Genomic DNA, 10,122 nt, shown 5'->3' with positions numbered 1-10,122 from the left:
TTTAGGCTTTACTTTCTCTTTTTCCAATTTCTTCTGATAGGCAAGACGTTGTGTGTCATTCATCTTACCAATATTTTTATGAATATGATCCAGAACTTCTTTTTGCAAAGGCTGCAACTCTTTTTCTTGTGTTAATCCAGTGTACACCTGGCGTATATAAAAGTTTGTGGTGTTGTACATGTTCTTAGCGTTATGACAACATTCTTGAAAATAAGAATACATACGATGCCCTTTTTTAATCCAAATTTGAAAAGTTTTATAGTTTGACGGATTTTCCTTTGTCATTTTATTCACCTCCTTGTTAAGGATATTATAGCAAAAAACAGAACGTATGTTTCTATTATTTTCTTGAAAATAATATATTTCTTTCGATTCACCTCACCACCTTCACTTACGTTTAGAAGTGGGAGTCCTCTCGAAAGGCATATGATAGAAAGTGTAATTTTAATAAGCGGGGGTTCTTCATCCCCCGCTCATTTCTATGTAGATTACATTAAAAAAGCATCCAAATTAGTTTAATTGGATGCTTTTTTATGTATATTTATCAGTTCATTCACTTTATAGTTATATATAATAAACTTAAGATTACTATTCATTATCATACTTACGCTTTCCGTAGCATTCTAGAGAAGAATGTAACGATTAAAATAAAGACGATTGCACCTAATAACGCTGGAAGAACAAAAATGCCTCCCCATTCAGGACCCCAATGACCAAATAACGCACTACCTACCCAAGATCCAATCAAACCAGCAATCACATTACCAACTATACCTAAAGGAAAGTCTTTTCCCGTAATCATTCCAGCTAACGCACCAATAAGTCCACCTACAATACACGTAATAATAAGTCCCACAATTAAACCTCCTATATTGTTTTTATATTTGATTTATCAAGCTTTGGTATGTAACCAAAGCTTGATAAACATGTATTATTCTTTATTATCCAATCCATCACTTATCTTTTGTTTCACTTTTCCGACTTTTTCTTTTATCGTTCCCTTCGTCTTCTCCCACTTCCCCTCATTTTTCAACTCTCTATCTTCTGTAATTTCACCAATTCCTTCTTTTACTTGTCCTTTTTTCTTTTCAACTTTACCCGTAATTTGTTCTTTTAGACCGCTCTCACTCATATTTCCCATCTCCTTTTCGTAATAGATTTATAGATGTAAAGGATATAAATTTAAATAGAATACATGCATCTTCTTTCGTGTAGCCATTCACCGACTCTTTCTAAATCCTTAACGAATAACAAGATTTTTCCTTCATCCAGCTTTTCTTCATAAAAGTTAGCTTCTTCCTCATTAAGCCCTAACTCCTGCATCTTATTTCTTAACTGATCTCCCGTTTTTTGAAAGACATTAATAATGCTTGTCCCAAGTCCTTCCTCTTTTATTCCAATCGTGTTCACGTCTGCATTATCTGCGATTCTATCTGTCCTCTCTTTCTCATGTGTTAATACGTAAATATCTTTTTGGTCTATCCCTTTCTTCACTAGATCATTCGCCGCATTCATGACCTCTTTCTCCGTAATAAATTCATATACAAAAGGTTTACTATACTTCGTTTCCATCTTTAACTTCCTCCTTTAAAATGAATTATTTGTTATATTATATGTAGTACACCTATTTTCGAAATGTTAAACATAAAATATGAAAAAAGTTATGTGAATTTTGCTTTTAATAGAGAATGAACAACATCATTTACCACTTTAAAACATCTTCTCCTTACAATAACTACCTAAATTAGCAGAAAATTGTTATAATTGAATTTGAGGAGGGATACTATGAAAAAAATCATATCTATATGTGCTCTAACCGCTCTATCTTTTACTTTAATAGGTTGTACAAGCACCTCGGCTACAGATAAAACTTCGCAGGCTAAGCAAGAACATACACAAAATGCCTTTCAATTAAATTCCGCAAATATTACAGACATTGAAATACTAAAAACAACAAATTATACTACTTCCAAATCTCAAACAGATAATAAAGAAATGATAAAATCTATCGTTTCAGCCGTTCAAAATGGAACACCTACAACAATTACTTTAGATCAAAAAAAGAGAGAATCTGCACATTCTACTATTACCGTTACATATAAAGATGACTCCAAAGAAGAGTTTCTTGTTTGGGTTGATAATAAGGAACAAATTACAATTGCTAAAGATGAGAAGAAAGATAAGGTAGAAGGTGTGATAGTAAATATTAAAGATGCTAAAATGATGAAGGATTTCTTTTAAAATTCTAGTTAACGTTAAAAAAAGAGTAGGATTACACCCTACTCTTTTGTTTAATCATGCTCAATAAATAGACCTTTATAAAATCTATTTAAGGTCTATTTTTGCTAAATCATGTTGTAAAACATTATTTCCTTCTTGTGGGTTAAATACGATTGCACTAAGACCAAAAACATTTGTAACAACATCTCTATCTTTCGGACGAATGATTCTTACTTCATAAGCAAAGAGTGCTGGAGGAAGAGCTGCTGAACGAAAAGTAACATATCGATTAGGTGGCAATGTTTGTGTTGAAGGGTCTATTAATGGTAACAATACCGGAGAACCCGATGACCAATCAAACATTTCAACTGTTACTCTACGAGTATCATCTGGATCAACATTCATAGCTTCAACAGTAAGAAATAACGTAGCGGAATGTCTACGTAATACACCCGTTGATAAAGTTTCATTATGATGTTCAAAGCATTTTTTTGGAGGGTGACCATAGCCATAACTCATACCAATTCCCCCCTTTCATTTACAATTAAGGACAAGTATTCCTTATAATATATAATGCTAGTATTCTTTTATTGAAAGGTATAAAAGCGGATTTCTATCTATATTTTTGGATATTTTATTTTTCATTTATTCGCTCTTAAATAATAAAGTGAAACTTTATTCCAAACAATATCGCTATTGCACCAAAGTAAAACAAACTGGACAACCTAGATTTCAAACTGTAAGATTAGATGTTGATGAAATTGGGCAGCAAAGCATATATAGAAAATAGGTGTTAATTTTGAAAATCAATAAAAAATTCGAACCAATAATTTTTAATATCTTTATGATTTTAGGCATATCTAGCATTATCTCTTTCGTCATGGTTTCAATGAATGTTGGATATACAGCTTTATTTCTCAAATCATGGATAAAAACATGGGGAATTGCTTTCATACTTGCATTTTTAGCTTCTAAATTATTACCCTTTGTAGTTAAAAAGATAATGAAAATCTTTACTTTTGTTGAGAATGATGCTTAAGAATAAAGTGATGTACTGCGTAGGTTCATTCCAATTAAAAGAGTTTATTATCACAAAAACTTAACCTAGTAAAATGTTTCAAATCGAAGGAAGACACCTTAAAGGTTGTCTTTTCTTTATAAGTAAAAAAAGCCCGCCTATTTCCGTAGGCGGGCTTTATCTTTATTACACAATATGAAAGTATACTCTCTTTTTCACTGAAATTTTATGTAATTATACATATTCATGAAAATAGCAGAATTAAAATATGCCAAAATAAAAAATGAGCTAAATCCCCTAAATAGCTATATAGAGATGAAGTTGTTATGACAACATATTTTCCACTTTCAACTTAGTTATCATTAGAATGTTTTTCTACAAAATCAAGGATCCTAGCATTAACTTCGTTAGAGAACTCACCATTGATTGCGTGAGATGCATTTTTCCAATTAACTATATCAATATCTTTAACGTATTTTTTTCCAGTTTCAACTGCTTTTACCGAATTGTGCATTGTACTTTTTTCAGCTATAAGTGCAAGCACTGGAATATCAATATTTTTTAAGTCTTCTTTACTAAATAAATCAGGCGCTGGCGTTTTCAGTTTATAGTTACGCATACCCGACTCGATTAACTTAGCGATAGGCTCATCGTCACTTGCTTCTGCTCCTCCAGAAACATAGCTTAACATCTTTTCTCTTAAAAACTTAGGGACAATAGGAACAGAAGCTGGAATAGATGCCAGAATCATTTTTATGGATATTTGCGCAAATACAAAGACTGGATCTAATAAACTAGCCGTAGCAATATGCTCAGGATTATATCTGGCCAAGTTCATTGTTGTCCACCCTCCAATGGAGACACCTACGATATGCACTCTTTCTAAACCTAATCCTTCAATTACTTCATTTAACCATTCTGCTTGTTGTTTTTGGTTCTCAATCACCTTCGTTTGCACACTCATTCCAGGCTCACCGAGTAAATCTATCGTATAAACAGGCCTTTTCTCCCTTAGCCCTTCTAAATTCGGGACCCACATTGGAGTAGATGCACCGCGTCCAGGGAGTAAGAGTATTGGTTCCTTATGTTTGTTTTCCTCTTTAGTAAAGTAATAAGCACGAATTGTGCCATATTTCGTTTTTATATCTTTCGTTTCGTTAGGTTTTGGAAGAAGTGCCATTGATTCATCGTAAGCAATTTGAAAATCTTCCTTCCCTTTTTCCGATATAAAATGACTAATCTTATTATCATCTCTCTTCATTTGAATTCCCCCTTTCTACAAATATATGGATGGAGTTTATCAATATATTCATGGTGGGGAATAGCAAATGATTTAAAGAAATGGGAATAAATTATTAAAATCAAAATAAGCACATCTCGTTAAAAAACAGATGTACTTATTTTTATATAAGAATTTCTTTATCACGTTTAACAATACTCTAAAATCTATTAAATCAAATTATTGTTTTATAAATTTGAATACTATTCCTTTGTCCATCTAACTAATATAATACTTTTTGCTTTATTTTATAAAATGAAGTATTTGACGCAAATAATTTCTTCTAATAATAAGGTAGTAAATTATTTGTACACTAATAAAGCTTGTGAATATGAGAATAGAATTCCCTGCAACAGGTAAGTCTACGCCCACCCTGCTCTGCGCTAAAGCCCTTATTGCCAAAAAGGCTACGCTACTGTGCAGAATAGAAATCACAATAGGCACAAAAAATAATATGCTAATTTGTTGGGTTACAATTTTTTTCAACTCTCTTTTAGTTAACCCTAATTTAGAAAGCGTTTGAAATTGACTTTTATCTCGATCTAAATCTGTGAATAAACGGAAATACAAGAAGCTAATTGCAAATATAAAAAATACAACCCCCACTAGTACGCTAAGAATAGATAGCATTGCATTCATTTGTTTACGTTCTAACCATTGTAAGACCGAGCAATCAAACATAAAAGGTGGTTGTCCACTTTGATAATCATATAAAATTACCTTCTCAAGTTGTTTAGCAACATCTGCTGTTTCATGCATATTTTTAATTAAAAAACGATAGACTTTATGTTGATCAGCCTTTCCTTCTGCTAATTGCTTTGTATTTAGTATTGTTTCGTACATTGAATCTGAAACAACAACAGAAAAATGATAAGATGGGCTAATAATATTATCCCTTAATATCTTATTTCTCGAAAGATTAAAATGCATATTATCCTGTTCTATTTCAAGAGATGAAGACACTTTCTTTAATTCCTCTTGAGAAGCTGTTCTTAAATATTTTTTTGATGGTAGAATTAGACTATCCGTTTCCCTTTTTAATGTTTCTACTGGGTACCCTAGTGTTTTGGCAGTTGCGTTGTAATCAGTCAGGCTCATAATTGTTGCACCTCCTCCTGTATTAAAACCAATAGAAGTTACTAACTTATATGAGAATCCAGCATCATGTAATTGTTTCTCGATTTGAGAAATATGAGAGGACTCCTGCTTGTTTCGTTTCAATGATGTATACTCAAACGCATAAGGGCTGTCAACTTCCGCTAATGCTCCATTTCCAATAGCAAGACAAGCACCAATAGAGGTAAAGGCGACTGCCGAAAGTATACTTACTAGAAATAGTGTTCTTGCGTTATCTGTCATTCGATATGCTAACTCCGAAATCGTTAACATATTTGTTTTTTTAAAGAAAGTGTATTGACGATTTTTCAATATTGTAATGACATAAAAGCTGAGCTGAGTAAATAAAAAGTATGTTCCTAATACACATAAGAAAACGCACATTAACATAACATATATATAATCGGTTCCTTTTTCCAATGCTGTATCTAAATAAAATGCTGAGGCATATCCAATGATAATACAAAGAATTGAAAAGAAAGCTAGCCATTTAGATGACTTTGGTTCCGTTTTTGGTTTTTCTTCAGATTTCATGAGTTCAATTAGCTGGGATACTTTCATTACTCGTAAAGTGAAAAAAGAGACAAGTATAAATAAAATAAAAAACATAATAGATGTTATTAAAATTGCCTTAGTAGGAAAATAAAATGGAAGCCCGCCTTTTAATAGGAAAAGTGAACTACATATCAGTAAGATTAATTTTCCAAAGACTAATCCAGTTCCAATCCCAACAATAATTGCAGAACATCCAATTAACATATTTTCCATGAAGATTAACTTTTTTAATTGTGTGTCAGACATGCCATGGAGTATTAAGATACCGAATTCCTTTTTCCTTGTTTTTAAAAACATAGTAATAGAATATAGAATGAAAAAGAAGGAGAAAAATATAATTAGATATTGAGTAATTTTAAATCCTTGTGTACTTAAAGCACTTATGACCGCACTTGTCGATACAAGATTACCAGTGAAATTAGGATGAAATGCAAGTAATTCATAAATGAATAGAATCATCACGGCAAATGTACTACTTAAAAAATGACCTAAATATAATCGCTTATTACGAATGACGTTATTAAGCGCGAACTGACGCAAATTCATGTTGATTGCCTCCTAATAAAGATATTACATCCATAATATTTTTGTGAAATATTGAACGATTTTCACCGTAATAAATTTCATTATAAAAAGATCCATCTTTAATGAAAACTACTCGGTCACAGTAACTCGCTGCTACAGCGTCATGTGTCACTAGCATCATAGTTACTTGTTCTTCTTGATTTAATTTCTTTAAAAGTTCCATCACATCATTTGCCGCTTTTGAATCTAAATTTCCTGTTGGCTCATCTGCTAAAATTAATTGAGGAGAATGAATGAGTGCACGAGCAATGGCAGTTCGTTGAGCTTGACCTCCTGAAATTTCATAGGTTCTTTTATTTAAAATCTGTTCAATCCCCAGTTGTTTAGAAATAACTTCTACTTTTTCGTTCATATCATTCAAACTTACATTATCTAATGTAAGTGGTAAAACAATATTCTCTTTTACAGTTAGAGTATTCATAAGGTTAAAAGATTGAAAGACAAATCCTAGTTCACGACGTCTAAATAGAGCTAAATCATTAGAAGATAAACAATAGGGATTTTTTTCGTTAATAAATACTTCCCCAGATGTTGGCGCATCAATAGTAGAAATCATATTCAGCAAAGTTGATTTTCCACTCCCTGATGCTCCCATAATCCCTACAAATTCTCCTTTTTGTATTGTCAAATCAATATTGGAAAGAGCTTTATAAGATACTTCTCCTGTATTATAAATTTTACTTAAGTTACGGACTGTTAATATACTCATTGTTGCTATCTCCTGTTCGTTTATTGGATATCTACAATTTAATCTAAAGTGTTATAGTCTTCATATTGAATTGTCTTACATTTACCTTACAAGAATGTAAGATTACAATAAGAAAGTGCAATTAATATTAAAGTAAATAGTAGTATTGTCAAGAATATCGTTAATTTAGAGGCATTTATAAATCAATTCCATAAAAAGGGTAACATTCGGCTGTTCTGGTTTAAGTTGTTCTAGCTTTACTTCTTTATATTGCACTGTTTGTCCCTTCTCATCAATTTCAGCGTGAATAGCTATTCAGATATTGTCTTGATACAGTTCTTCAAAAACTACTAGTTCTTTACCTTGTAGTCCAGAAGTATTAAATGTGAAATCTAATGTGATAGAACCGTTTCTTTCGTTTTAGGGGAGAATCAATTTCTTAAGTTAATAGCGATGGGGGCACCATATGAAAAAAGAAAATTGTACGTTTAAATACAATTTGGCAACAAACTAACTGTTTTCTTATACATTAATAGACAACTACTGTAAGAGTTATAGTTCCCTTTTTGCATTTATCTTTTAATCAGATGAATGCTTTTTTTATACATAATAAAAAAGATAAAAAACAACTAGAAAAACTGTCACAAAATCCGTTTTTCTGGTTTCTCTATAATACAGGTATCAAATTGAGAGTGAGGTTTAAACTAATATGTTAACCATAGAAAATGAAGAAAGGCATGCATCTGATATGACTTTTGAAGATTTATTTAAGCAGTACTATGCTTATGCTGTGAAACAGATTATATGGATTGTTAAAGATCAATCTATCGCTGAAGAGTTAGCACAAGAAGTATTTTTACAATTATATCGTAGCGATTGGAATGGAATTGAAAATATACCTGGATGGTTGATTAAATCTTCTACTTATGTAGCTTATAACCATTTTCGTTCTGAAAAAAGGCAGCAAGCGAAGATTGATAAAGAAATACAATACCATGAAGTACAAAATGTTTCATCATTAGACGATGATTGGATAAGAAAAGAAGAAATTACAAAGGTCCAAACGATACTAAATAAAATGAATGATCGAGAACGAACCCTTTTACTAATGAAATTCTCTGGTTTTCAATATAAAGAAATTGCAGAAGTACTTCAAATTGAAATATCTTCTATTGGAACATTATTGGTCCGAGCCAAAATGAAATTCCGCAAGATTTATAAACAAATGGAGGAGGCATAACAAATGAAATGTTATGATATCGGGTTTATTCAAACATATATTGATGGAGAACTTTCTCATGATATAAGAAAGGAATTCACAAAGCACCTAGATACATGTGAAGCATGCCAAGATTTATTAGTAGAAATCAGTAAATTAAATCAATGGGAAAACGTAATGCTAGATGAAGAATCTGCAAATTCACCACAAGAAATCAAAATTGATATAGAACAAGCATGGAAAACATTTGAAAGCCGTTCCAAGTTAGACAATGTTTCTAATATAAATCACAAAAAGCACCAAAAGAAGGGAATGTTTACAAACATGAGTAAAAAATCAAAACGTTTCATTTATACAGCAGTAGCTGCAGCAGCACTTTTCACAACAGCAATGATTCCACAAGTACAAGTAGCGGCTACAAATGTCGCTTCATATTTTTCTGATGCAATTACAAATGATAAAGTTGTAAATGAAGGAATAAAAGATGAAAATGGTATCACACAAGATATGATGAAGAATGGTAAATATATTCCTATTGATGAAAAAATTACAGATCAAGGTATTACTGTACATCTCAAAGAATTATTTATCGCAGATTCACGTATATCAGTTCATTATAGAATGGAAAAAGCTGACGGAAGTTTAGTACCATTTGAATTTGATACATCAGGATTAGATCTCCAAAGTGATGGTATAATTAATGGACAACAAGAGGAAAACCCTGAGATTAAACATGATGGGAGACTATCATTTATCCATGATGCAGATGATCGTCTTCCTTTTGAACTTGTGGCAGCAGGTCAAAAGTTAGATAAAATAGGCATCCGTGATAATGATAGACCCGAAGGTGTTGCTACATTTGTTATAACTAATGAAGAAAAAGACGTTTTTAAACAGCCTCTTACTTTAGATGTAAATATAACTAGAATTGGAAAAGTAAATGGATCTTGGAAAGCTCAAATTCCAATTGATACTTCACATTTGAAAAATAATACGAATTAACATGAAAAAAAGAATAGAACAATATGTATCTAATTCTCAGTTTATATGTTTTCTTGTTTTCGTTACATTTATTTCGTATATAGTTTTTACTCTATCTTTTATTTATGATTTAAGACCATTATAAGAAAAAGCCCTCTAAAAAAGTAGGAAAATAAATAACCGGTTTCTTAACGTATAAGGAATCGGTTATTTTGTATTTAAAATGCGTCTAAACGTACAAATTTCTTTTTATAAAAAAGAATAGACACCCTAAGGTGCCTTCCTCCGACTTGAACCATCTTAATTTTAATAATATGTATTGGACTCCCGTCCAACTATTATTTTACCACGTTAAGTTGTTTTGTTTATTGAGAAATACAATGTTTTATTTATGCTAATCTTCTGTATTAGTTCATTTTGTAGTCCGTGCAGCGGTTAACAAGAAAATAATAGCATTGATG

General features: G+C 31.5%; 11 protein-coding genes and 2 pseudogenes. 4 read left to right on the top strand and 9 right to left on the bottom strand.

Going from position 1 to position 10,122, the window contains the following annotated elements; all coding sequences use genetic code 11:
• From DN404_RS25110 to DN404_RS25095, 4 genes and pseudogenes are all read right to left on the bottom strand, one after another.
• A pseudogene (locus DN404_RS25110) lies at positions 1-285 on the bottom strand (RNA-guided endonuclease InsQ/TnpB family protein); the annotation flags it as partial.
• A gap of 319 nt (positions 286-604) precedes the next feature.
• A complete protein-coding gene (locus tag DN404_RS25105) occupies positions 605-856 on the bottom strand; it encodes a GlsB/YeaQ/YmgE family stress response membrane protein (RefSeq protein WP_000522903.1) in 252 nt (83 codons plus the stop codon).
• Positions 857-931: 75 nt separating this feature from the next.
• Complete coding sequence (locus tag DN404_RS25100; RefSeq protein WP_029442042.1) at positions 932-1,132, bottom strand: CsbD family protein; 201 nt, start codon at positions 1,130-1,132, stop codon at positions 932-934.
• A gap of 50 nt (positions 1,133-1,182) precedes the next feature.
• Positions 1,183-1,572 (bottom strand): YflT domain-containing protein, encoded by a 390-nt coding sequence (locus DN404_RS25095; protein WP_063535801.1) that lies wholly within the window; start codon positions 1,570-1,572, stop codon positions 1,183-1,185.
• A 213-nt stretch (positions 1,573-1,785) separates the two neighbouring features.
• On the opposite strand from DN404_RS25095, the gene DN404_RS25090 reads away from it, so the two are divergent.
• The gene (locus DN404_RS25090; RefSeq protein WP_149215583.1) at positions 1,786-2,241 is read left to right on the top strand and encodes a hypothetical protein; all 456 of its coding nucleotides are present in this window, start codon (positions 1,786-1,788) and stop codon (positions 2,239-2,241) included.
• Between the two features lie 84 nt (positions 2,242-2,325).
• On the opposite strand, the gene DN404_RS25085 is transcribed toward DN404_RS25090, so the two are convergent.
• On the bottom strand, positions 2,326-2,739 hold the full coding sequence (locus DN404_RS25085) for a hypothetical protein (RefSeq protein WP_016125604.1): 414 nt from the start codon (positions 2,737-2,739) through the stop codon (positions 2,326-2,328).
• Positions 2,740-3,019: 280 nt separating this feature from the next.
• On the opposite strand from DN404_RS25085, the gene DN404_RS25080 reads away from it, so the two are divergent.
• Positions 3,020-3,259 carry a DUF2798 domain-containing protein gene (locus DN404_RS25080; RefSeq protein ID WP_086404432.1) on the top strand — a complete coding sequence of 80 codons (240 nt, stop codon included), beginning with the start codon at positions 3,020-3,022 and terminating at the stop codon, positions 3,257-3,259.
• Positions 3,260-3,590: 331 nt separating this feature from the next.
• On the opposite strand, the gene DN404_RS25075 is transcribed toward DN404_RS25080, so the two are convergent.
• The 4 genes and pseudogenes from DN404_RS25075 to DN404_RS25060 form a co-directional block, all read right to left on the bottom strand.
• Positions 3,591-4,499: an alpha/beta fold hydrolase gene (locus DN404_RS25075; RefSeq protein WP_098771778.1), complete on the bottom strand. Its 909-nt coding sequence runs from the start codon at positions 4,497-4,499 to the stop codon at positions 3,591-3,593.
• A gap of 261 nt (positions 4,500-4,760) precedes the next feature.
• On the bottom strand, positions 4,761-6,734 hold the full coding sequence (locus DN404_RS25070; RefSeq protein ID WP_139849242.1) for an FtsX-like permease family protein: 1,974 nt from the start codon (positions 6,732-6,734) through the stop codon (positions 4,761-4,763).
• Positions 6,709-7,482, bottom strand: a complete 774-nt coding sequence (locus DN404_RS25065; protein WP_088363732.1) for an ABC transporter ATP-binding protein — start codon at positions 7,480-7,482, stop codon at positions 6,709-6,711. Before DN404_RS25065 ends, DN404_RS25070 begins: the two co-directional genes overlap by 26 nt.
• A 204-nt stretch (positions 7,483-7,686) precedes the next feature.
• A pseudogene (locus tag DN404_RS25060) lies at positions 7,687-7,878 on the bottom strand (VaFE repeat-containing surface-anchored protein); the annotation flags it as partial.
• 292 nt (positions 7,879-8,170) lie between these two features.
• Here DN404_RS25060 and DN404_RS25055 point away from each other — a divergent pair.
• Together DN404_RS25055 and DN404_RS25050 are read left to right on the top strand one after the other, a co-directional pair.
• On the top strand, positions 8,171-8,701 hold the full coding sequence (locus tag DN404_RS25055) for an RNA polymerase sigma factor SigX (RefSeq protein WP_098771780.1): 531 nt from the start codon (positions 8,171-8,173) through the stop codon (positions 8,699-8,701).
• A gap of 3 nt (positions 8,702-8,704) precedes the next feature.
• Positions 8,705-9,682: a DUF4179 domain-containing protein gene (locus tag DN404_RS25050; RefSeq protein ID WP_149215582.1), complete on the top strand. Its 978-nt coding sequence runs from the start codon at positions 8,705-8,707 to the stop codon at positions 9,680-9,682.
• Positions 9,683-10,122 lie beyond the last annotated feature (440 nt).

It is taken from the genome of Bacillus sp. TE8-1 (genome assembly GCF_008368855.1).
Classification (GTDB): domain Bacteria; phylum Bacillota; class Bacilli; order Bacillales; family Bacillaceae_G; genus Bacillus_A; species Bacillus_A cereus.
The sequence above is the reverse complement of the archived record's forward strand: the minus strand, read 5'-3'. Positions and strand labels throughout refer to the sequence as shown.

Excerpts from the sequence above, each read along its gene's own strand:
- DN404_RS25070 (WP_139849242.1), bottom strand. The coding sequence starts at position 6,734 with ATGAATTTGCGTCAGTTCGCGCTTAATAACGTCATTCGTAATAAGCGA.
- DN404_RS25090 (WP_149215583.1), top strand. The coding sequence starts at position 1,786 with ATGAAAAAAATCATATCTATATGTGCTCTAACCGCTCTATCTTTTACT.
- DN404_RS25100 (WP_029442042.1), bottom strand. The coding sequence starts at position 1,132 with ATGAGTGAGAGCGGTCTAAAAGAACAAATTACGGGTAAAGTTGAAAAG.
- DN404_RS25085 (WP_016125604.1), bottom strand. The coding sequence starts at position 2,739 with ATGAGTTATGGCTATGGTCACCCTCCAAAAAAATGCTTTGAACATCAT.
- DN404_RS25055 (WP_098771780.1), top strand. The coding sequence starts at position 8,171 with ATGTTAACCATAGAAAATGAAGAAAGGCATGCATCTGATATGACTTTT.
- DN404_RS25050 (WP_149215582.1), top strand. The coding sequence starts at position 8,705 with ATGAAATGTTATGATATCGGGTTTATTCAAACATATATTGATGGAGAA.
- DN404_RS25095 (WP_063535801.1), bottom strand. The coding sequence starts at position 1,572 with ATGGAAACGAAGTATAGTAAACCTTTTGTATATGAATTTATTACGGAG.
- DN404_RS25075 (WP_098771778.1), bottom strand. The coding sequence starts at position 4,499 with ATGAAGAGAGATGATAATAAGATTAGTCATTTTATATCGGAAAAAGGG.
- DN404_RS25065 (WP_088363732.1), bottom strand. The coding sequence starts at position 7,482 with ATGAGTATATTAACAGTCCGTAACTTAAGTAAAATTTATAATACAGGA.